Source organism: Empedobacter sp. UBA7252 (genome assembly GCF_002472765.1).
GTDB lineage: Bacteria > Bacteroidota > Bacteroidia > Flavobacteriales > Weeksellaceae > Empedobacter > Empedobacter falsenii_B.
This window is the reverse complement of the sequence record NZ_DKSQ01000036.1, coordinates 1-26,388: the sequence shown is the minus strand read 5'-3', so window position 1 is coordinate 26,388 and position 26,388 is coordinate 1. Positions and strand designations below refer to the sequence as shown.

Sequence of the window (26,388 nt, the reverse complement as noted above, 5' to 3'; positions counted from 1 at the left end):
AGGCTTTTTTTGTGGGTATACTTTTTTGTAAAATGTACAAAGTAAAATGTAAGCTACCACATCTCCAGACTATGTTTTATAAAACAAGAAGCTTGCTTTCATCCAAGAAGAGCTTCTAATTAGTCAACTAGAAGCTTCTTCTTGATAAAAAGGAAGCTTCCTTTTTGCAACTAACTCAGAACTTACAACCAGCGTTAGGGAGAGTAGTCTAAATCCTTTTGTAGAAATTGGATTTTCTTACTTGTAATAGAATTTTATTCTACAAAAGATTGCAACGGATAGCCCGACCGAGCGATTTACATTTCTTGTTATTGAATTATTAAGAGATAATTGAGGGAGATTGTATAAATACGAGGAATAGAGCGAGTGAATGCCCAAATAAATTTTTCAATAGAAATATACTTTTATTGATAGGTTCATACTTAAGTATATGTGGAATATGGATTTGATTTCATAAAAAAAATATAAAATATAAACTATGTTCAAAATTATTAGAAGTTTATCATTTGAAATTTAATAGCTTTACAGCTTAATATTACTTAATTGGATCAGAAAATATTAGATCACATTTTAGATAAGGATTGGGAACAGGCTTTTAAACTTCTTGTAAAAGATTATCATCAGAGAGTTTATTGGCAAATTCGTCGTATGGTTTTGATTCATGAAGACGCAGATGATATTGCTCAAAATGTTTTTATAAAAATCTATCAAAATTTGAATTCATTCAAAAATGAATCAAAATTATCGACATGGATTTTTAGGATTACTTATAACGAAACCATCAATTTTATTCATAAAAATGCTAAAGAACAAAATGTTTCGTTTGAAGATTATTCGATGAATATTGCAGATGATTTATCTACGGATGAGTATTTTACAGGTGATGAAATTGAGTTGAAACTACAAAAAGCGATTGCAAGTTTGCCAGAAAAGCAGCGCGTAGTATTTATGATGAAATATTATGATGAAATGAAATATGAACAAATTTCTGAAATTTCAGGAACATCTGTTGGTGCGCTAAAGGCGTCTTATCATCATGCAGTTACAAAAATTAAAGAATTTTTAGAGGATGAAGATTAAACCTTTTTAACTTTTTTTTGTCTTATGAATGATATGAAAGAAAATGGATTAAAAAATAATTTTAAGGTTCCAGAGAATTATTTTAAGAATTTAGAAGATGAAATTTATTTTAAAAGCTTAAAACAAAAGGAAAATTATACAACCCCTACTAATTATTTTGACGATTTAGAACAGTCAATTTTATCGAAAACTATTGATAAAAAAGAAACAAAAGTTGTACATTTCAATATTTGGTGGGCTGCTGCTTGTATATTGCTATTAGCATTGGTTGTAACTCCTTTTGTGATTAATTCTACAGAAAAATCTACAGAAGTTGTGGATACAAAAACAGAAAATCATGTTTACGAGAAGATCTATGATTCGTATATAGTGAGTGATCAAAACAAAAAATCGTCCAATGTAACATTAGACGATTCTGATTTTGCTTTATATGATTATTAAGAAATTCTAAATAATTTCTGCACTTAAACCTCGGTTCAATAATTCTGTGCATCGAGGTTTTAAATCTTCTAATTCACCCGTCAAGACTTCGCATTTACCTTTGTAGTGAATCAAAATAGAACATTGTTCCGCTTGCTCTGGCGTGTGTTCACAAACATCAATCAACGATTCGATTACCCAATCAAAAGTATTCACATCATCATTGTAAACAATAATTTGATATTTGTGTGATTCCTGTTCCAATACATCAACAGCCGAATCTTTTTCCGTTTCCCACATGGGTTGCGTTGCGTATTTTGTCATATCATTTTATTTTTTGAAATGTAGCGCAATCCACTCATTTCGTTGTTTTTTAGATACAAATTTCAAACCATTTTCTGTACAAAAAGCTAAGATATCATCAAAATCTTGCTCCATCAATCCACTTAAAAATAAATCACCATTTTCATTCAAAACATTGATGTAAGAAGGAATTTGACTGATTAAAATATTTTTGTTGATATTCGCTAAAATAATGTCAAACTGTTTGCTTCCCAAAAGTGAATTATCACCCATTTTCGCATCTAAACTAACACCATTTCGTTTTCCATTTTCGATAGAATTTTCCACAGCCCACTCGTCAATATCGATACATTCTGCATAATTTGCACCACGTTTCATTCCTAAAATTGCAAGAATTGACGTTCCACAGCCCATGTCCAAAATATCTTTTCCTGTAAATTCAGTTTCCAAGATATATTCTACCATCAAATGTGTTGTAGAGTGATGTCCAGTCCCAAAAGACATTTTTGGTTGAATGATAATTTCGTACGGAATATTTTCAACTGTTTCGTGAAATTCTGCACGAATCAAACATTGGTCATTCACTAAAATTGGCGTGAAATTTTCTTCCCAAGTTGCATTCCAATTTTGTTGTTCAATTTCTTGACGCGTATAAGAAAAATCAATATTCTCGATAGAATCAATCACTTCTTTTACTTGGTCAATATTTTCGTCAGTTTTTGGCATGTAAGCATCAAAACCTTCTTCGTTTTCAACAAAACTTTCAAAGGGTAGTTCAGAAATCATTGCAATAATAATTTCATTAAAAGGCTCTACTTCCGCAACTTTAAATTTATATTCGATATAATTTGTCATAAAAAAATGTAGAAAACATCAAATTGTTTTCCAGCGCAAATTTACGATTTTTATAATTAATGATAAAGGAGATTATTTATCAAATGGAAAGTCCTTCAAACCAACCATCATTTCACGTTTTCCTGGAGGCCCAGGACGTTTTTGTACAATATAGCCCAAATCTTTCAAACCTCTTTTTATGGTTCCTTTCGCTGCATAAGTGGTAAAAATGGCAGATTTTTTAGTTAAAGAATCAACAATTTCTAACAATTCTTTTTCCCATAATTCTGGTTGAACACGAGAACCAAATGCATCAAAATAAACTAAATCAAAATTATTTTCGTTGATATTTTTCAGATTGAAAAAATCTTCTTCCACTTTCTTAACTTCAAAATATGGAGAAATTTTATTCCAATTTTCCCAATTTGAATGAAATAATTGTTGATAATAATCTAAAAACTCTTCTTTTCGATGTTCAAATTCCGGATAAAGTTTGAAAACATTTTCGAAATAATTCACCAATTCAAATTCTTCATCAGAAACTGGAAATTTTTCAATTCCAACATATTGCACTGGAGTTTTATGTTTTTCAGCTTCCATCAAAGTAATGAAAGAATTAAGTCCCGTACCTAATCCAATTTCTATAATTTTTATAGGATTTTTTGTTTCTGTAAAATGATGAAATCCATTTTTTATAAATACATGAAAAGCCTCTTGTACAGCGCCATGCTTAGAATGATAAGATTCATCCCAATCTTCAATATAGATAGTTTTAGATCCATCTTCCGTTTCTTGAATAATTCTTTTCATCGTCGAAAGTTATGATATTTATTATGAAAAAGTGCAAATAAAATGTACCTTTGATAAGCACAAACAAAATATATCATAAAATGATTATAGAAAAAATTGCTGAATCAAAATTTAACGATTCAGTTTTTAACTCTACTACTTTTGGGAAAGAGTTTACAGATCACATGTTGATCGCGCATTACAAAGATGGTAAATGGGATGAGCCAAAAATTGTTCCTTACGGACCAATTTCAATGACTCCAGCAGCGATGTCTTTCCATTATGGTCAAACAATTTTTGAAGGAATGAAAGCCTACAAAAATGATAACGAAGAAGTGTTTATTTTCCGTCCAGAGAAAAACTTCGAGCGTTTTAATTTATCTGCGGCACGTCTTAATATGCCTCAAATTCCGAAAGAAATTTTTATTGATGGTTTAGAAGCTATTATTGATATCGATCGTCAATGGGTACCAAAAGATTACGGAACGTCATTATATATTCGTCCAGTAATGTTCGCAACAGAAGAAGCAGTTTCTGCTAGGGCATCTAACGAATATATTTTTGCTATTTTATTAGCTTATGCTCCTAATTATTACGATAAACCTTTATCAGTAAAAATTGCTGATTATTATAGTCGTTCAGCTCAGGGAGGTGTTGGTTTTGCAAAATGTGGAGGAAACTATGCTGGATCTTTCTTTCCAACTTCTGAAGCTCAAAAAGATGGTTATGATCAAGTAATTTGGACAGATTCTATCGAGCATAAATACATTGAAGAAGCAGGAACAATGAATGTGATGGTACGTATCGGAAATAAAATTTTAACAGCGCCAACGTCTGAGCGTATTTTGAACGGAGTAACACGTGATTCTGTTTTAACTTTAGCAAAAGATAGTGGATATGAAGTAGAAGTACGTCCTGTAGAAGTACAAGAATTGTATGATGCTTACAAATCAGGAGAATTAAAAGAAGTATTTGGATGTGGAACTGCTGTTGTAATTACACAATACGATGCAGTTGGATTTGGTGAAGAGCGTGCTCAATTACCAACTTTAGCTGAAGAAGATTCTTTTGCATTACAATTGAAAAAGAAATTAAAAGATATTCAATACGGATTAGCAGAAGATCCTTATGGATGGAGAATTAAAATCGAAAAACAAGCTTAATTTTGTTTAAGTAAATTTTTTGAAAATATAAGCTGACAATTTGATTGTCAGCTTTTTTTGGCACGATATTTAATAATATGTTATACAAAGTACTATATTTGCAAAATGAATGGACTACAGAAATTTTTAATCATCTGTTCAGGGAGTAGTCTTGAACTCTTGAAAAAAACACCAACAGATATCAACAAACATGTTGGTATTGGAGGTGTCATATTATTTACAGGAATTTTGGCGGCTTTGTCTGCTGGATATGCGCTGAATACTGTTTTTGATAATATATATGCAGCAACAGGTTTTGGTTTGTTGTGGGGATTAATGATTTTTAATCTTGACCGATATATTGTCACATCAATGAAAAAGTCAGGTGGATTTTTTCGTCAGTTTTTTATTGCTTTGCCACGTATTTTGGTTGCAATTTTATTAGGTATTGTGATTTCGAAACCGTTAGAATTAAAAATTTTCGAGAAAGAAATTAACAAGCAATTAAATATTATTGTCAATCGAAATAAAACGGAATTACAAAAAGGAATTGATGCGCGTTATGCTGAATTGGGAACGCCTTTTTCGAATGAACGAAAAGAAATTTATGCAGAAATTGATAAATTAAGAAATGAGTATAATTCAGCTTCTACCGAGTTGGAAAAAGAAGTTGTTGGTACACAAACTGAAACAACAACTGGACGCGAAGGTTATGGACCAAATGCGAAACGAAAAGCAGAATTGAAAAAACAAAAAGCTGCCGAAATCGAAACTTATATTCAACAATCTGCGCCTCGTTTAGCTGAAATTAATAAAGAATTAGATCGATTGAATGTTGCAAAAGAAAAAGAAATTGATGCGGCTAAACCAACCGAAGAGAATTACAATGGTTTTGCTGCACGTATGCAGGCTTTAGACGAATTGTCAGTTAATAATCCAATTTTAGGGACTGCAGCTATTTTTATAGCTCTTGTGTTTATCTCGTTAGAAACTGCGCCAGTTTTAGTGAAATTAATTGCACCAAAAGGACCTTATGATTTTCTCTTAGAAAAACATGAACATTCGTTCAAGATTTTTAGCAAAGAATCGATTCAGGTTATGGATATCAAATCTGAAAAACGTGTGAAACATGAGTTAGAAAAAGTATAAAATTGTAAAAAAGTAACTTCCGTTTGAAGTTACTTTTTTAATTTTGTAATAGATATGGAAACTTATAAAATAGAAATTTACGGAGAAGACGAAAACCAAATTCAACGAATGGAAGAGGTGATTGCTCCAATAAAAGATATACAGGATTATTTTTGGAAAATTCTTTGGGTTGATGGTGAAAGTGAAACGGACGAATATTCGGTTTTCGAATTGCAAGAAGTGATTGATCAACAAGACGGAATTTTTGTGGAATATGATCAGTTAGAAAGTTTGTGTTATAAAATGGAACATGTAACGGAGGCGTTGATTATTGGAGATAGAAAAGAAAATAATTTGCATGTAAATATTGAGGATGAAAATTTATACGACAACGAAGTTGTGTTTGAATTTGTGAAAGATTCACATTGGCAAATTTTGACTTCGGATATCAATATTGTTGATACGTTCAAAGTTTTCTTTCCAAATAGTAAAATCATTGATTAAAAATAAAAGCCACTTTTTAGTGGCTTTCTTATTTATTTTTGATTCAATTTTTGGAAAATTTGTAAGGTTTCTTTTGCTTCTCTTACATCGTGCACACGCAAAATTTTTGCACCTTTTTGTAACGCAACCATATTCAGGACAGAAGTTCCGTTTAAAGCTTCTTGCGGAGTTGTTTCGAATAAATTATAAATCATCGATTTTCTCGAAATTCCGATCAGCAAAGGAAAACCTTCAAAACCTAAAGCTTCCATTTTATTGAATAATTCATAATTATGATCCAATGTTTTTGCAAAACCAAAACCAGGATCTAAAATAATATCATTCACTTTTGCAGCTTTTAATTGCGCAATTTTTTTGGAAAAATATTCGTTTACTTCCAGCGTAATATCTGCATATGCAGGATTATTTTGCATTGTTTTTGGCGTTCCTTTCATATGCATTAAAATGTATGGAACTCGAAGTTCTTTGATTGCATCAAACATATTTTCGTCTAACTCCCAACCCGAAACATCATTTATAATAGAAGCACCAACTTTTACAGCTTCACGTGCAACATTTCCTCGAAAAGTATCAATCGAAATAATCAATTCTGGATATTCTTCAATAATTTTTTCGATAATTGGTGCAGTTCTATCAATTTCTTCCTGCTCCGAAATATTTTCTGCTCCAGGTTTTGTCGAATAACCACCAACATCAATCATATCGGCACCTTCGGACAAGTGTTTTTCAACTTTTTCTAAAATCAAATTCATCGATTGATTACTGCCACCATCGTAAAAAGAGTTTGGCGTTGTATTCAAAATTCCCATAATTTTAGGCTCGTTCAAATCAATCAAACGACCATTACAATTAATTGTCATATCTTAGAAGTTCTTTAAGCAATTTCAATTATTTTTGAAATCGAAACGAAATTATGAAAAATACCTCAATTCAATTTAAAGAAATCATCTCTGTTTGTCGAGATTTATATACAAAAAAATTACAAGATTACGGTCCAGCTTGGCGTGTACTGCGTTTGCCGTCTTTAACAGATCAAATTTTTATCAAGGTAAACCGTATTCGTACGTTGCAAGAAGCAGCGGAGCGTTTGGTTGATGAAGACGAAGAAGGAGAATTTGTGGCAATCGTTAATTATTCGATTATGGCATTGATTCAGTTGGAACTTGGTTTTGCAGATCAGCCAGATTTGACAGACGAACAAGCTATCGAATTTTATGATAAATATGCAACAATTGCGCACGATTTGATGATGAAAAAAAATCATGATTACGGTGAAGCTTGGAGAGATATGCGTGTAAGTTCGATCACAGATTTAATTTATCAGAAAGTTTTGCGCACAAAAAGTATCGAAGATAATAAAGGAAAAACAATTGTGTCTGAAGGTTTAGATGCAAATTATTTGGATATGATTAATTATTCGATTTTCGCAATGATTTTAATTAACGAAAAGAAAGCTTCATGAGGTATTTAGTTCAATTTGCCCGAATTATAGTTGGAGTTATTTTTATAATTTCTGGATTTGTAAAAAATGTAGATCCAATTGGGTTAAGTTTCAAATTAGAAGAATATTTTTCGCCAACAGTTCTTAACATTCCATTTTTAGAAGGTTTGAGTTTGCCTTTGGCAACTTTCTTTTCACTTTTTGAAATAGTTTTAGGCGTTTTATTATTGCTTGGCGTTTGGAAAAGATTTACAACAATAGCTTTATTGTTAACGATTATTTTCTTTACATTTTTGACATTTTATTCAGCTTATTTCAACAAAGTAACCGATTGTGGATGTTTTGGTGATGCACTAAAGTTAGAACCTTGGACATCATTTTACAAAGATGTTGTGCTTTTGGTGTTGATCATTATTTTAGTGATTGGTCAAAAATATATCAAACCATTATTTGTCGAAAAAGCGAATTACGTAATCAATTTTATAACAATTTTAGGTTCTGCAATTATTGCTTATATCGGAATTAATCATTTACCAATTATCGATTTTAGATCTTATGCAGTTGGCAAAAATTTGATTGAAGGAATGAAATCTCCGCAAGAGTTAGGTTTGAAACCAACAACGTATAAAACGATTTACACGATGAAAAACAGTGTTGATGGTAAAGTAGTCGAAATTGATGATGCGCAATATATTGCTGATGACAAATGGTACAAACACGGAACGCCTTGGGTAATTGAAGCGGATAAAACACGAACTATTGTCGAGAAAAAAGGGTACGAACCTCCAATTCATGATTTTAGTTTTGATTGTAATGGCATTGATAAAACTTCTGAGATTCTAAATGCTCCGAAAGCGATTGTTTTTGTTGTTCCTTTTGTTGAAAAGGTAAATGAGAAGCAAATTGAAAAATTGAATATTTTAGGAAAAGAAGCTTCTAAATATAAAGGATATAGAGTTGTTTCGGTTTCAAATAATCCGATTAAAGGTTTGGAACTTGAAAATTGTTTTATGGATCAAACAACAATGAAAACAATTATTCGCTCTAATCCAGGTGTGATGATTTTAGAAAAAGGAACGGTGAAAGCGAAATATCATGACAATGATTTTCCTTCGCTTAATCAATTAGAAGATTTATTTTAACAAGTGATTAATTATATTTTAAATAAAATTTTCTACGGATTTTTGACACTTTTTGGTGTAGTAAGTGTAGTTTTTCTATTGTTTTCGGTACTTCCTGGAGACCCTGCGCGTATGATGCTTGATCAAAAAGAAGATCCAGAGCAATTGGCTCAAATTCGAAAAAACTTAGGTTTAGATCAACCTTTATGGAAACAATATGCGTTTTATATTAATGATTTGTCACCGATTTCTTTTCATAATATTGACGAAAACAATACAACATATACTTCATTAAGTTCTGATAAATACAATTACACAAAATTGATAGATTTCGGAACAAATGAAATGGTTTTGAAAACGCCTTATTTGCGTGAATCTTTTCAAAAACAAGGAAAAAGCGTCAGTACAATTATTGGAGAAACTTTACCAAATACAATGGTTTTGGCAATTGCAGCCATTATTATTGCAACGATAATTGGTGTTGTGTTGGGAATTGTTTCTGCTTTGATGAAAGATACATGGATTGACAGAGTTTTGTTGGTCGTAACAAGCTTTGGTATGAGTATTCCGTCTTTCTTTTCGGCAATTATCATTGCCTATATTTTTGCTTTTTTAATGCATGATATTACAGGGCTGAATATGATTGGAAGTCTATATGAAGTGGATGATTTGGGAGAAGGAAAACATTTGATGTTGAAAAATTTAATTCTTCCAGCAATTACATTAGGTTCGCGTCCGTTAGCGGTTTTTACGCAATTAACACGAAATTCGTTGTTAGAAGTTTTGAACCAAGATTATATCCGAACAGCTTTTGCAAAAGGACTTTCTAGAAAAACGGTGATTACAAAACATGCATTACGAAATGCTTTAAATCCTGTAATTACAGCAATTTCAGGTTGGTTTGCGTCGATGTTGGCAGGATCGGTTTTTGTGGAATTTGTTTTTGGTTGGAATGGTTTAGGAAAAGAAATCGTAAATGCATTGAATACATTAGATTTACCAATTGTGATGGGAGCTGTCTTAGTGATTGCTGTGATGTTTATTGTGATTAATATTTTGGTCGATATTCTTTACGGAATTTTAGATCCTCGCGTTCGCATAAAATAAATCAGTAATAATTTCACGATAAATAATTATCTTGCAGTAAATATTAAAACCAAAATCAAATAAAATACACTTTTTTATGCGTGATAGAATAGTAGCAGGAAACTGGAAAATGAACTTAAATTATGAAGAAGCGATTCATTTAGCAACAAACCTTAATGCTTGGGTGGCAGATAATCATCCAATTGCACAAGTTATTATTGCGCCTTCTTCTATTTATTTACAAACATTGTTAGAAGCTGTAGATGAACAATATGTTAAGATTTCTTCGCAAGATATTTCTGCTCACGAGAAAGGAGCCTATACAGGAGATATTTCTGCAGAACAATTGGATAGTATCGGATTAGATTTCGCTATAATTGGACATTCTGAGCGTAGAGAATACCAAGGAGAAACGGATATTGTGATTGCTGAAAAATTGAAACAAGCTTTTAAATATCAAATTAATCCAATTCTTTGTGTTGGAGAAAAATTAGAAGAACGTGAAGCTGATAAACACTTTGAGGTTGTAAAAACTCAATTAATGGATGCTTTAGTTGCACAAAAACCAGAAGATCTTTCTCGTTTGATTATTGCTTACGAACCAGTTTGGGCAATTGGAACAGGAAAAACAGCTACACCAGAGCAAGCGCAAGAAATTCATGCATTTATTCGTAAAGTTTTGAAGGATGAATTTGGCGTAGAAGTCGCGAATGATACAAGTATTTTGTACGGAGGAAGTGTAAATGCACAGAATGCGAACGAAATTTTTGCTCAACCAGATATCGACGGTGGTCTTGTTGGTGGTGCTTCATTAAAATATGATGATTTTGTGCAGATAATTGCTGCATGTAAATAATATAAAAGCTCAACTTAGTTGAGCTTTTTTTATGTTTTATATTTTCTAAATTTTGAAAAATGATAAATTTAACTCCTCTGAATCCCTTATAAAATCAGTCAATTAAGAAAACTATAACATTTATTAGGATTAATTAAGAGTTTTCGGAACAGTGTCTGCAAAGTTCTAAAATGTACTAACTATTTAAAAAGTATCATTTTTAAACAAAACACATTTATTATGAAAAAATTGACGCAAGTATTAGGAGTCGTAGCAATAGGGTTAGTTTCTTTCTCTTTTACTACAAAAAATGAAATAAAAGTTCCTACAACAGAAATTACAAATAAAGTTGTAGAAGATGCACCTAAAGTTGTCATTTTAGATATTGTAGATAATATCGCTGTAGAATCAGGAACAAATATCGCATCAGAATTTAAAACAAAGTTAGAATCTTTGAATAAAGAAAATGTTCAGGTTCTTTTATGGAAAGATTTAACGAAAGGATTAAAAGATGAAGAGAAAAGATCAATCATCGATAGTTTAAAACCTGAGTTAATCATGACATTAAATTTTGAAAAAACTGATGATAATACAAATAAAGTTGCCGCAGTTGTTTTTAAACAAAATGTTGCATTTAACGAAACAGTTAAAGTAGCAAAAGAGTTAACAGAAAACTTAAATTCAACAGCTGTTAAAAATGACGGAGTTTATCAAAACGAATCAAATTATATTCAAGATAATGCTGCACCATCAATTTTCTTAAGCGTAAAAGTGAAGAATGAACCAACTTCTAACGCAGAAATTGTTGATAAACTTTCTAATTTCATCGAAACAGCGAAAGTTGAAGATAGCACAACTCCAGTTGAAATAACATCAGAAGTAGTAGTAGATTCAGCGGCAGCTACGGTAGACTCAGCTACAACAACAATAGAAGCGGCGGTACAAGATGTAAAAGCAGCTACGAAAGATGCAAAAACAAAAGTAAAAAAATCTAAAAAATAGAATCCGTTTTTTCGAATATTTCATTTTTATTAATGAAGAAAAAGTAACATTTTGTAATGAAATGTTACTTTTTTTTGTTTTTAATTACAGATAACTTAAGTTTGCTCAAACACTTCCAATTCAATGTCAAAACAAGGTTATATCGCGCGTTATTTCAATATTGTTCGTAAATTATCACAACAAAAATATTGTTCTTATGAAGATTTAGAGCGTTTTTTGGAACGAGAATTTGAAATGCTTCAACTTAATGATGATACATTAGAGTTTAATTTCTCTAAACGTACATTACAGCGCGATATTCAAGAAATCAGAAATATATTGGGAATTGATATAATGTATAGTCGCAGTCAGCGTGGATATTATATTATTCAAGACGATTATAGCTCTGATTTATTTCTGAAAACTTTAGAAGAAATTAATAGTTTTTCTGCTTTGAAATTGACAAATTCGCTCGAATCTATTGTGTATTTGGAAAAAAGAAAGCCAAAACGCGCCGAATTTTTACCAGATATTGTACAAGCAATTCAAGGAAAAAAGAAAATTGAATTTCATTATCAAAAATTTGGAGAGGAAAAAGAAACGATTCGTAAAGTTTCTCCAATTGCAATTAGAGAGCACAATAACCGATGGTATTTGATTGCGGATGATAAAGGAATTGTCAAAAATTTTGGTTTGGAACGAATGAATAGAGTTTCGATTTTTAGAGATAAAATTGACGATAATATCGAGTTTAATTACAATGATAAGTACAAATATTCGTTCGGGATTATTGTTCCAAGTTCAGAAAAACCAGAAAAAATAGTGCTTTCTGTGACCAAAAAACAAGCAGCGTATTTAGAATCTTTGCCTTTGCATGAATCTCAACAAATTTTAGAAACTAAAAACGATGAAGTTTTAATTGGATTAGAATTATTTTTGACCGAAGATTTTATCAGCGAAATTCTTTCTATGAGTCGTTCAGTTACAATTATCGAACCTAAAAAATTGAAAGAAAAAGTCAAAACAATTTTAAAAGAAACGTTGGAGAAATATAATTAGCGAGTTTCGAATTTCGAAACTCACTTTATTTTTACATTTCTTCAAATTCTAAATCGAAATTCATTCCCAAAATAGCTTTACCAGTAACTTTTTCTCCATTTTCAGGATTGATTAAACCAGCCATTTTGCCAGTTTTTTGTTTGGTTAACAAATCCAAAATTTGTTTATCGGTTAATTTTTTACTCATAAACTCAAATGGAATTTTGAATCCACATGCTGCAAAGTTTGCACAACCATAAGCTGCTTTTCCTTTTACTAGTTTATGTGTTTTACATTTTGGGCAAGTAGCGTCTTCCAAATTAATTTCTTCTTTTGGTTTACGTTCCTTTTTAGGTTTTTCCTCTGTTTGAACTGAATTTTGATGCGAAGCAATCGGTCTGAAATAACTATTTTTTACATCAAATGTTAGTTTCGAAACCATTTCGATCAATTCTTGTTTGAATTGTTCTAATTCGTATTCACCTTTTTCAATCAAACGAAGTTTTCGTTCCCAAACACCTGTCAATTCAGGAGATTTTAATAATTCATTTTGAATGGTATCAATCAAATCAATACCAGTTTGTGTGGCGATAATATTACGTTTTTTCTTTTCTATGTATTTTCTACGAAACAAGGTTTCGATAATATTTGCACGCGTAGAAGGTCGACCAATTCCATTTTCTTTCATCAATTCGCGCATTTCTTCATCATCCACTTGTCGTCCAGCAGTTTCCATTCCTCGCAATAAAGTTGCTTCTGTATAATGTTTTGGTGGAGTTGTTTTTCCTTTGTGAATAAATGGTTCGTGAGGACCTTTTTCACCAATCTCAAAAATCGGCATTATTTTTTCCTCATCTTTTTCGTCTTCCTTTTTATCTTTTGCATAGACTTCGCGCCAACCCATTTCGAGAATTTGTTTTCCCGTTGCTTTAAAATTTATAGCAGAAAGTTGACCGTCTTTTCCATTATTTTCAACTTTTCCTTCGACAGTTGTGTTGGCAACTTTACACTCTGGATAAAAAACAGCAATAAAACGTCGTGCAACCAAATCATAGATACGTTTTTCTTCGTTCGATAAACCTTGTGGAAAGATTTCTGTAGGAATAATAGCGTGGTGATCGGTTACTTTTGTATTATCAAAAACTGCTTTCGACATCGGAATTGGTTGTGCCATCAAAGGGGCAATCAAATTTTGATAAGCGGTTAATTTATTTAAAATTCCAGGAACTTTAGGATGAATATCTTCCGATAGATAAGTGGTATCAACACGAGGATAGGTCACAAATTTTTTCTCGTAAAGACTTTGTATATATTTTAAGGTATTTTCTGCCGAAAACGCATATTTTTTATTCGCTTCTACTTGTAAAGCAGTTAAATCGAATAGGCGAGGATTTTTTTCACGCCCCTCTTTTACTTCGAAATCAATGATTTCAAACTCTCGATCTTTTATAAAATCTAAACCTTGTTTGGCTTTTTCTTCAGATTTTAAACGAGGTATTGTCGCATTAAACTCTACTTCTTTGAAAATCGTTTTCAATTCCCAATATTCCTCAATAATAAACGCATTGATTTCTTTTTGACGCTGAACAATCATTGCTAATGTAGGTGTTTGGACACGACCAATAGAAAGAACCGTTTTTGGCGGCGCAAATTTTTTGGTAAATAATCGTGTAGCGTTCATTCCTAATAACCAATCGCCAATCGCACGCGCTTGTCCAGCAGAAAAAAGATTGAAATATTTTTCTCCATCTTTCAAATTATCAAAACCTTCTTTAATTGCTTCTTCTGTCAACGAAGAAATCCATAAACGCTTCATTGGCGCTTTAGCACGCGCTTTAAGTAAAACCCAACGTTGTATCAATTCTCCTTCCTGTCCAGCATCGCCACAGTTTATAATCTCGTCGACTTCATCGTTCGTGACTAATTTTTCGATGATATGAAATTGTTTCGAGACACCTTTATCTGCAATTAATTTAATTCCGAAACTTTGCGGAATCATTGGCAAATAATTAAGATCCCAGCTTTTCCACTCGGGTGTATAATCTTGCGGTTCTTTTAATGTACACAAGTGTCCGAAAGTCCAAGTGACCTGAAATCCATTTCCTTCATAGTATCCATCGTGCTTTTGATTCGCACCAATTACTTTGGCGATATCTTTAGCAACACTAGGTTTTTCGGCAATACAAACTTTCATAGCATTTATAATTATTGAAGTGCAAAAGTCAAAATAATAATTTAATTCTTAAAAAAAAATATAAATATGTATAATTATTGAATAAATTTGCGATAGGTTATTTTTTGTGGGAAGGCTGATTTTAATAAAATTATACATTGTTTAATATTAGATATATTGTTTTGATTATTTTTTAATTGTCAAATCAGTAAAAAATTCTATTGATTTCAAGTAGATTGAAAATTTAATATGATAACAACGTAAAAAATTTAGAAGAATTAAAAAATTTTCACTTAATTTACACCCACATTAATAAAAATCATAATATTTAAAAGAATTAGTAAATGGAAAAGAATGTAACAGTACCAGCTAAAACTAAAAAGGGAGGTCTTAACCCTGTGATTACTATGATCATTTTAATTGCAATCGCAATGGGGATCTTCAAGTTTGTATTTGGAGCAGAAGGTAATTTCGAAGGAGGAGATGTAGAAAAAGGTAATCCTTTAAACTTTTTAGGAATTATTCATAAAGGAGGGGTGATTATTCCATTCTTAATGTCTTTCTTCTTTATGGTAATCGTTTTCTCAATTGACCGTGTTATCGCTTTAAACAAAGCAAAAGGAACTGGATCTGCTGAGAAGTTTGTAAATGACATTCGTGCTTTATTAAACAAAAATGAAGTTAACAAAGCAATTGAATTATGTGACAAACAAAAAGGAGCTGTAGGTAACGTAGTTAAAGAAGGTTTAACAACTTACAAAGCTTTAGAAAACGACACAACGTTAAACAAAGAGCAAAAATTAGCTCAATTAGGTAAAACGTTAGAAGAAGCGACTACATTAGAAATGCCAACGTTAGAGAAAAACATGACTATTATCTCTACAATTGCTTCTGTAGGTACGTTAATTGCCTTAATGGGTACAGTAATCGGGATGATTAAAGCATTCTTCGCATTAGGTGAAGGAGGAGGATCTCCAGATGCAGCTCAATTATCAGTAGGTATTGCCGAAGCCTTAATTAATACAGGTATGGGTATTGGTGCTTCTGCATTCGCTATTATTATGTATGCTTTTTTAACTTCTAAAATTGATGATTTAACATTCAAAATTGACGAAGTAGGAATGAGTATCCAACAATCTTTCTCTGCTCACAATTAATATTCAATTGACGAAGCCTTAGAAGGATAGTATAAGGACAAAATCAAACAACAAACAATTTAGAATATTAATTAATAATACAGAGAAAATGGCAAGAGTAAAACCAAAAAGAAGAGGTCCTTCGATGGACTTAACAGCTATGTCTGACATGGCTTGGCTTTTGTTAACTTTCTTTATTTTGACATCTAACTTTAGAGAACCTGAAGTTGTTCCTGTCGTAACACCAACATCTGTTTCGAACCAAAAAATGGCTGCTGAAAATATGATGATCATTAAAATTGATGGTGAAGGTAAGTTCTTATTCGGATTAGAAGAAAAAGATCGTATTCCTACATTAGAAAGAATGGGTGATAAGTACGGAGTAAAGTTTACAGATGCTGAAAAGAATGCATTCAAAAGCATAGTAGAGTTTGGTGTACCAATGAATGAAATGAGAAATTATTTGAATCAGTCTGCTGATAAACAACAATCATATCATCCAGGTATTCCATTAGATACGATACCGAACAAAAATCAAGAATTAATTGATTGGGTATTTGAAGCAAAAGAAGTGAACCCAGATATTTTCTTAGCAATTAAAGGTGATCAAAAATCTGAATACAAAAAATTCAAAACTTTGATTCAACAATTGCAAATGAAAAATATGAATAAGTTCCAGTTAATTACATCTCAAGAATAATTATTAAGAAATTAGAAAATGGCACAAATAGAAAGTCACGATGACGGTGGCGGAAAGAAAGTCCGTTCCAAAAAGAATTCGACGAAAGTCGATATGGCTCCTTTGGTTGATTTAGGTTTCTTATTAATTACTTTCTTTATGTTTGCGGCGACATCGATCAAACCAAATGTAATGAACTTGAATATGCCTCCAAAAATTGACAAATTAGATCCAACTGATAAACCAGAAATAAAATTGAATAATTCTATATCAATTTTAATTGGAAAGGATAATAAGTTATTTTGGCATCAACAAGATCAGGCAGGATTAAACGGAGGAACTCTAAATGAAACTGACTACTCTAAAATTCGTGATGTTATTACAGCAGCACAAGGTAGAGCAGATAAAGATAAGTTTACTGTAATTATCAAACCTATGGATGATGCTACGTATGATAATTTAGTAACTATCTTAGATGAAATGGAAATTACAAAGTCTACTCGTTACGGAATCGTACCTGTTGCACCTTTTGAACAAAAAGTGTTCGACGAAAAAGTAGGTAAATAATTAGTTTAATTGTTAAATTTAAAAGAATTAAAATGTCAGAAAATAACAACAAACTAAAATCCTTAGACGAGATTGTATTTGAAGGTAGAAATAAAGCGTATGGAGCTTATGACATGAGAATGTCTGAGAAGAGTACATTATTGAAAGCTTTCATTCGTGGATTTATAGTAATTGCGATTTTAGCTTTTGGTCTTATTGCTTCTGCAACAGGTTTGTTTGAAAGTAAAAAGTCAGAAGACGTAGTCGTAGATGTTCAGCTTGAGGATTTGAATATTCCTGAGCCTCCAAAAGAGGAAGAAGTGGTTGAACCAGAGCCACCAAAGCCAGAGCCAGAACAAAGATATCAAGAAGAAACAGCTCAGGTTAGAGTGGTTATGCCAGAACCTAAAGCTCAGCCTAAAAAAGAAGAGCCTATTGTCGAAGTAAAGGAAATGGCCGATAAAGATTTAGGTTTAGTAGATAGAGAAGGGCCAAAATCAACAACACAAACTGGAGGTGCTAATGAAGTAAATACTAAAAAAGAAGCACCAAAGGATACACCAAGTACTCCTAATCCAGGGAAAGGTACAGAACCTGCAGCTCCATCTACAGTAACTGCTCGTACAGCGGCTGTAATGGCGGTATATCCTGGTTGTGAGAAAGATGCTGCAAAAGGTAAACAAGCTGCAACAGACTGTTTATCTAAAAAGTTATCACAAGATTTACAAGACGAGTTGCAAGATTTTGCGAATGACGCTGCTGGTCAAGGTTTATCTGGTGTAGTAGCTGCTAAACTTTCTTTCCAAATTGACACTGAAGGTAGAATCGTTGGAATTTCTCCAATGGGTGATGCTAAGTTAGGTCCTGAAGCTAAAAAAGCTTTAGAGCGTATTACACAACGTCAACAAAAAAGAGGGAAAACGATCAAACCTGCTCAAACAGAAGATGGTCGTGCTGCGAAGTTGAATTTCAACATTCCAGTTAAAATGCAAATTGAGTAAGACTTAATTTCATATATAAAAAAAGAGGCTAAAATTAATTAGCCTCTTTTTTTGTGTTTAATTTTTAGAACATATCTTTATGTTTTGCAGGTTTTAATTATCAGTTTTGATAAAATTAAAAAGCATCTTCAATTGTATGAAGATGCTTTTTCGATTATAAGAGTTTATTCTTAATTTAAAACGTAAAATCTTTTAATAAACTTGTATATCGTTCAATTCCATGTTCTATTTCGGATAAATAAATATATTCGTCTGGTGTATGAGAACGAGCTGAATCTCCAGGTCCCATTTTTACCGTTTCGAAATTCATCATTGCTTGATCCGACATTGTTGGCGAACCATATGTTGTACAACCTAATTCGATTCCTTTTTGTACAATTGGATGATTTTCTGAAATACGTGAAGAATTTAAACGCAACGAACGTGCTTTAATTTCTGCTTTTGGTAAACAACTTGAAATAATATCAACAACTTCTTGATTTGAGTACAATTCGTTTACACGACAATCTACAACCAAACGACATTCATCTGGCACAACATTGTGTTGCTTTCCTGCTTCAATTTGTGTAACCGTCATTTTAACTGGTCCTAACATATCCGAAACTCTTTCGAATTGATACGTTTTGAACCAATTCATCACATCAATCGCTTCGTAAATTGCATTTACACCTTCGTTTCTTGCAGCATGTCCAGTTTTCCCTTTTACAATTACGTCCATTACAACCAAACCACGTTCTGCAATTGCCATGTCCATTTGCGTAGGTTCACCTACAATTCCCAAATCGATTTTTGGTAAATTAGGTAAAATACTTGCAACATTTAATTGTCCTGAACTTTCTTCTTCAGCTGTGACTGCGACAATTAGATTAAATGGTAAATCATCATTCAAAAAATTGATATAAGTGGCTAATAAACTTACCGCAGAAGCTCCTGCATCGTTACTTCCTAAACCTACTAATTTATCACCTTCGATTGTAGCTTTTAATGGATCATATGTCCAAGAAGAGCCAAATTTTACAGTGTCGTGATGAGAGTTTAATAAAATTGTTTTTTTGTTCTCATCAAAATTTGGATGAATACTCCAAACATTGTTATTCTGACGATGAGCCGTAGCACCATGATCAGTTAAAAACTTGAAAATAATATCGGCCGTTTTATCTTCTTCGCTCGAAAAAGATTGAGTTTCGATTAATTGACACAACAAATCGACAGCTTTCTTTTTGAGAACAGTTAATTCTAACATAAAATTGTTTTAATCTCTGAGTTAATGTTGCGCGCGTGCACCAAACATACATTTTTTACACCCGCATTGATTACTTTGAATGAATTGTCTAATTTTGGAATCATTCCTTCGAAAATTACACCTTCTTCTTTTAACTGCAAATATAAAGTTTCGTTAATTTTTGGAATCAATGTTGTGTCATCATTTACATCACGAAGTACGCCAATTCTATCAAAACAGAAATTTAATTCTACTTCATTTTCTTGTGACATAGCAACCGCAATTGTAGAGGCAATAGTATCTGCATTAGTATTCAACAATTGTCCATTTCCATCATGTGTAATCGCACAAACTACTGATGTGATATTGTTATCAATTAATAATTGAAATAATTCTTTGTTGACACTTTCATCATTCAAATCTCCAACAAAACCATAATCAATAGTTTTTACAGGACGCTTAGAACCTTTGATTGCATTACCATCTGCACCAGATAAACCTAATGCATTGCATCCAAATTCTTGTAATTTAGAAACGATAGATTTGTTCAAATTTCCAGCATATAATCCTGTCACAACATCCAATGTTGGTTTGTCTGTAATGCGACGACCTTCGATCATTTTTGGTTCGATTCCCAATTGATTTAACATCTTCGAAGCACCTTTTCCTCCTCCATGAACCAAAATTTTAGGTTCTTTAATTTCGGAAAACGTTTGTAGGAATTGTTCTAAGTCTTGCTCGTTATCGATAATTCCGCCTCCTATTTTAATAATTTTCAACATTTTAATAAATATGTAAATTTTGTTTGCTTTTTTTTGGTGATACAAAAATATAATATTTAACTTTGCATCTCAGTATAATAACTGAATATCTTGTTGATTAATGGAAGAAATTACTGAAATTGTTCTTCTCAATTATGAGAGTGGCTTTCGTAATGAAAGCGCACCTTTTGGTTCTCATATTTTACTTAAGTGTGATGACAAAAGGTCATCTTTTTTCAATTCCTCTTTATTAATCGACTTTCCCTTAAATTATGTATGTTAGAATAGCAAATGCAGATGATGCCAAGTACACAGAATTGTTGTGCGAATGGTACGAAGAATCAGCTCGTATGAGAAAAACGGGTATTGCTAAACGAAATCCAGTTTATCTTGAACGCAAAATGCGTAATGGAAATGCTGTGATTGCTTTTGATGATGATGATCAAATAGCAGGGTTTAGCTACATAGAAACGTACGAAGAAGAAAAATTCGTCGTAAACTCAGGTTTAATTGTTCGTACAGATTTAAGGAGTTCAGGAATTGGACGCGAAATAAAACACGCTGTTTTTGAATTGTCACGTACAAAATTCCCGAAATCAAAAATCTTTAGTATTACAACTTCTTTAGCTGTAATGCGTATGAACACAAAATTAGGATACAAGCCAGTAACATTTTCGGAATTAACACAATCGGATGAATTTTGGAATGGATGTAAAAGTTGTAAAAACTATCACATCTTGATGGAAAATGATCGCGAGCGTTGTATTTGCACGGGATTGGTTTATGATAACCTTGATGACGAGTACGCTAAGCGTGCATTGGCAAATCAATCAAAAAAAGAAAATGAATAAATATACGAACTAAGGTTTTTTTTTGTCTAAAATGAGTATATTTGCATAAAATTTCGAATAAATATTCAAAATGAGTAATAAAAAATACAGATTCCAGATTATAAAAGATTTAATAACAGATCAAGAAATAAGTAATCAAGACGAATTATTAAAAAAATTAATTGATTTAGAGATCACAGTTACTCAAGCAACTTTATCGAGAGATTTGCGCGAATTGAAAGTTTCAAAAGTTCCTAATAGTTCGGGACAATACATTTATCGCCTTACAGAAAGTGCTGTTCCAACGGCAACCGTTACACATAACGAAAATGCAAGTTTGATTTTCTCTAAAAATTTGGGAGTTATCAAAACAAAACCAGGTTATGCAAACAGAATCGCTTTTGAGATTGACAACACACATTTCAATACAATAATTGGAACAATTGCTGGAGACGATACGGTATTAATCGTAATGAAAGAAGAGAGTAGTCGTGAAGAGGTTACCAATGAATTAAGAAGAATTATTCCCAATATAAACAAATAAACAAATAATGAGCAACAAAGCAGTTTTAGCTTACAGTGGAGGTTTAGATACATCGTACTGTTTGGTTAACTTAACAAAAGATCAAGGAATGGAAGTGCATACAGTAATTGTAAATACTGGTGGATTTTCGGCAGAAGAGTTAAAAGATATCGAAGAACGTGCCTACGAATTAGGATCTTCTAAACACGTTACAATTGATATTACAGACAAATATTACAACGATTGTGTTCGCTACTTAATCTACGGAAACATCTTGAAAAATAACACTTACCCATTATCAGTAAGTGCAGAACGAATGTTTCAGTCAATTGCAATTGCTCAGTATGCAAAAGATGTAGATGCAGAATACATTGTACATGGATCTACAGGAGCAGGAAATGATCAAATTCGTTTTGATGTTGCTTTTGCAGTTATCTCACCACAATCTAAAATCATTACACCAATTCGCGACGAAAAATTATCTCGTCAACAAGAGGTTGAATATTTACAAGCAAATGGTGTAAACTATAGTTGGGAAAAAGCTAAATACTCTATTAACAGAGGAATTTGGGGAACATCTGTTGGTGGAGTTGAAACATTAACATCTAACCAAGCGTTGCCAGAAGATGCTTATCCAACACAATTATCAAGAACAGAATCATCTGTTATCGAAATTGAATTTGAGAAAGGTATTCCAACTGCTTTAGATGGAGAAAAATTATCTCCAGTAGCTTTAATTCAAAAATTAAACGAAATCGGTGGTGAATACGCAATTGGTCGCGACATCCACGTAGGAGATACAATTTTAGGTATCAAAGGACGTGTAGGTTTCGAAGCGCCAGCAGCTTATTTACTAATCAAAGCACACCACTTATTAGAAAAACATACACTTACAAGATGGCAATTGTTGCACAAAGATTCGTTATCAAACTGGTACGGAACCTTATTGCACGAAGCACAATACTTGGATCCAGTAATGCGTGATATTGAAGCATTCTTAGAATCTTCTCAAAATCATGTAACAGGAAAAGTGAAAGTACAATTAAATCCTTATCATTTCTCAATGATTGGAATAGAATCGCCTTATGATATGATGCAATCTAAAGTCGCTACTTATGGAGAAGAAAACGAAGCTTGGGACAGTAGAGATGCAAGAGGTTTCATCAAAATATTCGGTAATCAATTAAAGATTGTTCATAGTTTCGATTAATTGATTCTTTAAAGTGGATTCCAACGAGCCCACTTTATTTTAGAAATATAGTATAGGTATTATACCTTAAAAAAACACGCGCAAAACATAACAAATGACAAACAAAATTAACGTAAGCATTGTAGGAGGTGCTGGCTACACAGCAGGCGAACTGCTAAGAATATTGATACATCATCCGATGGTTAATATTTCGTCTGTGTACAGTACATCAAATGCAGGCAACCCCGTTACCAAAGTGCACGACGATTTGTTTGGAGAAACTGACATCTTATTTTCGGATAAAATAGACGAAAATGCTGATGTCGTTTTTTTATGCCTTGGTCACGGAAAATCGGCAGAGTTTTTACAGAACAATAAATACTCAGCCAACACAAAAATTATTGATTTGAGTAACGATTTTCGATTAAATGCGAACCACATTTTCGAAGATAGAACGTTTGTTTACGGTTTACCAGAATTAGATCGCGAAGCAATCAAAACAGCTCAAAATATTGCAAATCCAGGTTGTTTTGCAACAGCTATTCAATTAGCATTGTTACCATTGGCAGCGAAAAATGAAATCAAAAATGATATTCATATCAATGCTGTAACGGGTTCTACAGGTGCTGGACAAAGTTTATCAGCTTCTACGCACTTTAGTTGGCGAAACAATAACGTTTCTTTCTACAAAGAATTTACGCATCAACACGAAGGAGAAATTTACCAAACATTGAATCAATTAGAAAAAGATTTCAATAACAAAGTATATTTCTTACCAATGCGAGGAGATTTTGCGCGCGGAATTTTAGCAGGTGTTTATTTAAAATCTGATTTATCAGAAGAAGAAGCAAAAAATATCTTCAACGAATATTACAAAAACGAACCTTTTACACATGTTTCTGACGCACCAATTGCATTGAAACAAGTCGTAAATACCAACAAATGTTTTTTACATATCCAGAAACAAGACGATGTATTGTTAATCACTTCTATCATCGATAATCTAACAAAAGGAGCTTCTGGACAAGCCGTAGAAAACATGAACTTGATGTTCGGTTGGGAAGAAAACTTAGGACTTAATCTTAAAACGGTGGCGTTTTAAAAAGTTGTGAGTATTGAGTTATAAGTTTTGAGTATGCAAGATTATAGAAAATTACAAGTTTGGAATCGTTCACATCTCTTGGTTTTAGATTTATATAAAATTGTAAATCAATTTCCAAAAGAAGAACAATTTGGATTAATTTCTCAAATTAAAAGAGCATCATCTTCTATACCAGCAAATATTGCAGAAGGTTGTGGAAGAAACTCAAATAAAGACTTTGCTCAATTTTTAAATATTTCTTTAGGCTCTTTGAATGAAGTCACATATTTTATTTTGCTAGCTAAAGATTTGAATTATATAAATATTGAAGAATATTCAAAATTAACAGATGAGTGTAATGAAATTAAAGCAATGCTAATTGGATTAATAAATAAAATTAGAACAATAGCTTAACTCATTACTCAAAACTCATCACTTAAAACTTATTAAATGAAACTATTTGACGTATATCCATTAATGAATGTAACTCCGGTTAAAGCTAAAGATTGTATTCTTTGGGACGAAAACGGAAAAGAATATTTGGACCTTTATGGAGGTCACGCAGTGATTTCTATCGGTCACTCGCATCCATATTATGTTGAGAAATTAACAGAACAAATTAATAATATCGGGTTTTATTCAAACTCAGTAAATATTCCGATTCAACAAGAATTGGCAGAAAAATTAGGTAAAGCATCAGGTTACGAAGATTATACTTTATTCTTGATTAACTCTGGAGCAGAAGCTAATGAAAATGCAGTAAAACTAGCCTCTTTTCACACAGGAAAAGACCGTGTAATTGCGTTCAAAGATGCGTTTCATGGACGAACTTCAGGAACAGTTGCGCTAACAGATAATCCAAAAATTGTAGCTCCATTTAATTCTCATCACAAAGTATCTTTCGTAGAATATAACATTGATGAAGTGAAAGAAGTAATTGCTGGAGGAGATGTTGCAGCGGTAATTTACGAACCAATTCAAGGAGTTGGAGGAATCATTTTACCTTCTGACGAGTTTGTACAAGAATTAAGAAAAGTTTGTACAGAAAATGGAGTGGTTTTAATTGCAGATGAAATTCAATGTGGTTACGGACGCTCAGGGAAATTCTTTGCACATCAACATTCTGGTATCAAAGCAGATTTGATTACGATGGCAAAAGGAATGGGGAATGGATTTCCAATCGGAGGAGTTTTAATCTCTCCAGAATTTAAAGCTTCTTACGGATTATTAGGAACAACTTTTGGAGGAAATCATTTAGCTTGTGCTGCAGCGGTAGCCGTTTTAGATGTGATTGAGCAAGAAAACTTAATCGAAAATGCAAAAGAAATTGGAGAATATGTTGGAATCCAATTAAATAAATTTCCAAAAATTAAAGAAGTTCGTGGTCGAGGATCAATGATTGGAATCGAGTTTGATTTCCCAATCGGCGAATTAAAAAATAACTTAGTTACAAAACACAATATTTTTGTAGGCTACGCAGGTACAAACGTTATTCGTTTATTACCACCTTTAACAGTAACAAAACAATACATAGATAAATTCATATCAGCTTTAGAAACTGAAATTAACATTATCATCAATGGATAAGACAGTAAAATTAGTATTCCAAGACGGATTAGAAATCGAAGGAAAATCTTTCGGTGCGTATACTTCTGCCGCAGGAGAAGTAGTATTCAACACAGCTTTGGTTGGATATAATGAAAGTTTGACTGACCCTTCTTACAAAGGGCAGATTATGGTGATGACAGCTCCAATGATCGGAAACTATGGTGTTCCAGATGATAAAGCAATGATTAATGAAATTGAAGCTTGGATGGAATCGAACCAAATTCAAGTAACTGGTTTGGTTGTTTCTTATTATGCTGATGATTATTCGCATTGGAACGCTATTCAAAAATTAGGAGCTTGGTTAGAAAGTCAAAATATCCCTGGTATTTATGGCGTAGATACACGTATGATTACAAAAAAATTACGTGAGCAAGGTTCTACTTTAGGAAAAATTGTAGCTGATACAGATGTCGCATATTACGATCCGAACGAAGATAATTTAGTAGATCAAGTTTCTTGTAAAGAAGTGATTCGTTACAACGAAGGTGCTGATGTCAAAATTGTTTTGATTGATTGTGGAGTGAAAAATAACATCATCCGTTGTTTTGTAAATCGTGATGTTGAGGTAATTCGAGTTCCTTGGGATTATGATTATTCAACATTAGAATATGATGGATTATTTATCTCGAATGGACCTGGTGATCCAGCTTTATGTGTTCCTACGATTAATAATATCAAAGAATCTTTGAAAGGAGATAAACCAATTTTCGGAATTTGTTTAGGAAATCAATTGGTAAGTTTAGCAGCTGGTGCATCTACTTTTAAATTAAAATACGGACACCGTTCGCACAATCAACCTGTACAATTAGTAGGAACAAAAAGATGTTTCATTACATCTCAAAACCACGGTGTCGCAGTAGATGATTCGAAATTACCAGAAGGATTTAAAACATTCTTTACGAGCTTAAATGATGGAACATGTGAAGGAATTCGTCAC

29 protein-coding genes are annotated in these 26,388 nt (G+C 32.3%); 22 read left to right on the top strand and 7 right to left on the bottom strand.

What is annotated here, in order from left to right; translation table 11 throughout:
* Nucleotides 1–543 precede the first annotated feature (543 nt).
* Both B2X73_RS04990 and B2X73_RS04985 read left to right on the top strand, forming a co-directional pair.
* Nucleotides 544–1,080: an RNA polymerase sigma factor gene (locus tag B2X73_RS04990; protein WP_125350308.1), complete on the top strand. Its 537-nt coding sequence runs from the start codon at nucleotides 544–546 to the stop codon at nucleotides 1,078–1,080.
* Nucleotides 1,081–1,104: 24 nt separating this feature from the next.
* Complete coding sequence (locus tag B2X73_RS04985; RefSeq protein WP_125350307.1) at nucleotides 1,105–1,521, top strand: hypothetical protein; 417 nt, start codon at nucleotides 1,105–1,107, stop codon at nucleotides 1,519–1,521.
* Between the two features lie 6 nt (nucleotides 1,522–1,527).
* On the opposite strand, the gene B2X73_RS04980 is transcribed toward B2X73_RS04985, so the two are convergent.
* From B2X73_RS04980 to mnmD, 3 genes are all read right to left on the bottom strand, one after another.
* On the bottom strand, nucleotides 1,528–1,824 hold the full coding sequence (locus B2X73_RS04980; protein WP_180905936.1) for an ATP-dependent Clp protease adaptor ClpS: 297 nt from the start codon (nucleotides 1,822–1,824) through the stop codon (nucleotides 1,528–1,530).
* A 6-nt stretch (nucleotides 1,825–1,830) separates the two neighbouring features.
* Nucleotides 1,831–2,658 carry a 50S ribosomal protein L11 methyltransferase gene (prmA, locus tag B2X73_RS04975; protein ID WP_038336885.1) on the bottom strand — a complete coding sequence of 276 codons (828 nt, stop codon included), beginning with the start codon at nucleotides 2,656–2,658 and terminating at the stop codon, nucleotides 1,831–1,833.
* A 72-nt stretch (nucleotides 2,659–2,730) separates the two neighbouring features.
* Entirely contained in the window at nucleotides 2,731–3,447 is a 717-nt protein-coding gene (gene mnmD, locus B2X73_RS04970; protein WP_114999065.1) for a tRNA (5-methylaminomethyl-2-thiouridine)(34)-methyltransferase MnmD, read from the bottom strand.
* 80 nt (nucleotides 3,448–3,527) lie between these two features.
* Here mnmD and B2X73_RS04965 point away from each other — a divergent pair, with 80 nt between their 5' ends.
* The 3 genes from B2X73_RS04965 (at nucleotide 3,528) to B2X73_RS04955 (ending at nucleotide 6,200) form a co-directional block, all read left to right on the top strand.
* Nucleotides 3,528–4,589, top strand: a complete 1,062-nt coding sequence (locus B2X73_RS04965) for a branched-chain amino acid aminotransferase (RefSeq protein WP_280038161.1) — start codon at nucleotides 3,528–3,530, stop codon at nucleotides 4,587–4,589.
* A 105-nt stretch (nucleotides 4,590–4,694) separates the two neighbouring features.
* Entirely contained in the window at nucleotides 4,695–5,717 is a 1,023-nt protein-coding gene (locus B2X73_RS04960) for a DUF4407 domain-containing protein (RefSeq protein ID WP_286496044.1), read from the top strand.
* 54 nt (nucleotides 5,718–5,771) lie between these two features.
* Nucleotides 5,772–6,200: a hypothetical protein gene (locus B2X73_RS04955; protein ID WP_125350302.1), complete on the top strand. Its 429-nt coding sequence runs from the start codon at nucleotides 5,772–5,774 to the stop codon at nucleotides 6,198–6,200.
* Nucleotides 6,201–6,232: 32 nt separating this feature from the next.
* Here the strand turns inward: B2X73_RS04955 and folP are convergent, their stop codons facing one another.
* Nucleotides 6,233–7,060 (bottom strand): dihydropteroate synthase, encoded by an 828-nt coding sequence (gene folP / locus B2X73_RS04950; protein ID WP_291069215.1) that lies wholly within the window; start codon nucleotides 7,058–7,060, stop codon nucleotides 6,233–6,235.
* Nucleotides 7,061–7,113: 53 nt separating this feature from the next.
* Here folP and B2X73_RS04945 point away from each other — a divergent pair, with 53 nt between their 5' ends.
* From B2X73_RS04945 to B2X73_RS04920, 6 genes are all read left to right on the top strand, one after another.
* Nucleotides 7,114–7,662, top strand: a complete 549-nt coding sequence (locus B2X73_RS04945; protein WP_038336876.1) for a DUF1599 domain-containing protein — start codon at nucleotides 7,114–7,116, stop codon at nucleotides 7,660–7,662.
* Nucleotides 7,659–8,783 carry a BT_3928 family protein gene (locus tag B2X73_RS04940; protein WP_291046814.1) on the top strand — a complete coding sequence of 375 codons (1,125 nt, stop codon included), beginning with the start codon at nucleotides 7,659–7,661 and terminating at the stop codon, nucleotides 8,781–8,783. Before B2X73_RS04945 ends, B2X73_RS04940 begins: the two co-directional genes overlap by 4 nt.
* Nucleotides 8,784–8,786: 3 nt before the next feature.
* Nucleotides 8,787–9,869: an ABC transporter permease gene (locus B2X73_RS04935; protein WP_291052799.1), complete on the top strand. Its 1,083-nt coding sequence runs from the start codon at nucleotides 8,787–8,789 to the stop codon at nucleotides 9,867–9,869.
* A gap of 76 nt (nucleotides 9,870–9,945) precedes the next feature.
* Entirely contained in the window at nucleotides 9,946–10,704 is a 759-nt protein-coding gene (gene tpiA / locus B2X73_RS04930; RefSeq protein WP_114999079.1) for a triose-phosphate isomerase, read from the top strand.
* 219 nt (nucleotides 10,705–10,923) lie between these two features.
* A complete protein-coding gene (locus B2X73_RS04925; RefSeq protein ID WP_038336870.1) occupies nucleotides 10,924–11,685 on the top strand; it encodes a hypothetical protein in 762 nt (253 codons plus the stop codon).
* A gap of 123 nt (nucleotides 11,686–11,808) precedes the next feature.
* Nucleotides 11,809–12,723: a helix-turn-helix transcriptional regulator gene (locus tag B2X73_RS04920; RefSeq protein WP_291069217.1), complete on the top strand. Its 915-nt coding sequence runs from the start codon at nucleotides 11,809–11,811 to the stop codon at nucleotides 12,721–12,723.
* 31 nt (nucleotides 12,724–12,754) lie between these two features.
* Here the strand turns inward: B2X73_RS04920 and B2X73_RS04915 are convergent, their stop codons facing one another.
* Entirely contained in the window at nucleotides 12,755–14,896 is a 2,142-nt protein-coding gene (locus tag B2X73_RS04915) for a type IA DNA topoisomerase (RefSeq protein WP_291095879.1), read from the bottom strand.
* A gap of 323 nt (nucleotides 14,897–15,219) precedes the next feature.
* On the opposite strand from B2X73_RS04915, the gene B2X73_RS04910 reads away from it, so the two are divergent.
* The 4 genes from B2X73_RS04910 (at nucleotide 15,220) to B2X73_RS04895 (ending at nucleotide 18,237) form a co-directional block, all read left to right on the top strand.
* The gene (locus tag B2X73_RS04910) at nucleotides 15,220–16,032 is read left to right on the top strand and encodes a MotA/TolQ/ExbB proton channel family protein (RefSeq protein ID WP_038336866.1); all 813 of its coding nucleotides are present in this window, start codon (nucleotides 15,220–15,222) and stop codon (nucleotides 16,030–16,032) included.
* Between the two features lie 88 nt (nucleotides 16,033–16,120).
* Nucleotides 16,121–16,711, top strand: coding sequence for a biopolymer transporter ExbD (locus B2X73_RS04905; protein ID WP_291046817.1), 591 nt, complete (start codon nucleotides 16,121–16,123; stop codon nucleotides 16,709–16,711).
* Between the two features lie 18 nt (nucleotides 16,712–16,729).
* Entirely contained in the window at nucleotides 16,730–17,257 is a 528-nt protein-coding gene (locus B2X73_RS04900; protein WP_038336863.1) for an ExbD/TolR family protein, read from the top strand.
* Between the two features lie 32 nt (nucleotides 17,258–17,289).
* Entirely contained in the window at nucleotides 17,290–18,237 is a 948-nt protein-coding gene (locus tag B2X73_RS04895; RefSeq protein ID WP_038336862.1) for a hypothetical protein, read from the top strand.
* A gap of 175 nt (nucleotides 18,238–18,412) precedes the next feature.
* On the opposite strand, the gene B2X73_RS04890 is transcribed toward B2X73_RS04895, so the two are convergent.
* Both B2X73_RS04890 and argB read right to left on the bottom strand, forming a co-directional pair.
* On the bottom strand, nucleotides 18,413–19,480 hold the full coding sequence (locus tag B2X73_RS04890) for a M20 family metallo-hydrolase (RefSeq protein WP_038336860.1): 1,068 nt from the start codon (nucleotides 19,478–19,480) through the stop codon (nucleotides 18,413–18,415).
* Nucleotides 19,474–20,241: an acetylglutamate kinase gene (gene argB, locus B2X73_RS04885; RefSeq protein WP_038336859.1), complete on the bottom strand. Its 768-nt coding sequence runs from the start codon at nucleotides 20,239–20,241 to the stop codon at nucleotides 19,474–19,476. Before argB ends, B2X73_RS04890 begins: the two co-directional genes overlap by 7 nt.
* 251 nt (nucleotides 20,242–20,492) lie before the next feature.
* Between argB and B2X73_RS04880 the strand changes: the two genes are divergently transcribed.
* From B2X73_RS04880 to carA, 7 genes are all read left to right on the top strand, one after another.
* Nucleotides 20,493–21,071 (top strand): GNAT family N-acetyltransferase, encoded by a 579-nt coding sequence (locus tag B2X73_RS04880; RefSeq protein ID WP_219034927.1) that lies wholly within the window; start codon nucleotides 20,493–20,495, stop codon nucleotides 21,069–21,071.
* 70 nt (nucleotides 21,072–21,141) lie between these two features.
* Nucleotides 21,142–21,594, top strand: coding sequence for an arginine repressor (locus B2X73_RS04875; RefSeq protein WP_221854616.1), 453 nt, complete (start codon nucleotides 21,142–21,144; stop codon nucleotides 21,592–21,594).
* Nucleotides 21,595–21,601: 7 nt separating this feature from the next.
* A complete protein-coding gene (gene argG, locus B2X73_RS04870) occupies nucleotides 21,602–22,783 on the top strand; it encodes an argininosuccinate synthase (protein WP_291046818.1) in 1,182 nt (393 codons plus the stop codon).
* A 94-nt stretch (nucleotides 22,784–22,877) separates the two neighbouring features.
* Nucleotides 22,878–23,864, top strand: coding sequence for an N-acetyl-gamma-glutamyl-phosphate reductase (gene argC / locus B2X73_RS04865; RefSeq protein WP_291046819.1), 987 nt, complete (start codon nucleotides 22,878–22,880; stop codon nucleotides 23,862–23,864).
* Nucleotides 23,865–23,897: 33 nt separating this feature from the next.
* Nucleotides 23,898–24,257: a four helix bundle protein gene (locus B2X73_RS04860; RefSeq protein WP_219034924.1), complete on the top strand. Its 360-nt coding sequence runs from the start codon at nucleotides 23,898–23,900 to the stop codon at nucleotides 24,255–24,257.
* Nucleotides 24,258–24,293: 36 nt separating this feature from the next.
* Nucleotides 24,294–25,430 carry an aspartate aminotransferase family protein gene (locus tag B2X73_RS04855; protein ID WP_280050113.1) on the top strand — a complete coding sequence of 379 codons (1,137 nt, stop codon included), beginning with the start codon at nucleotides 24,294–24,296 and terminating at the stop codon, nucleotides 25,428–25,430.
* Nucleotides 25,423–26,388: glutamine-hydrolyzing carbamoyl-phosphate synthase small subunit (gene carA, locus B2X73_RS04850; RefSeq protein ID WP_291095877.1), on the top strand; the 966-nt coding region annotated here is incomplete at its 3' end. The genes B2X73_RS04855 and carA, both read left to right, overlap by 8 nt.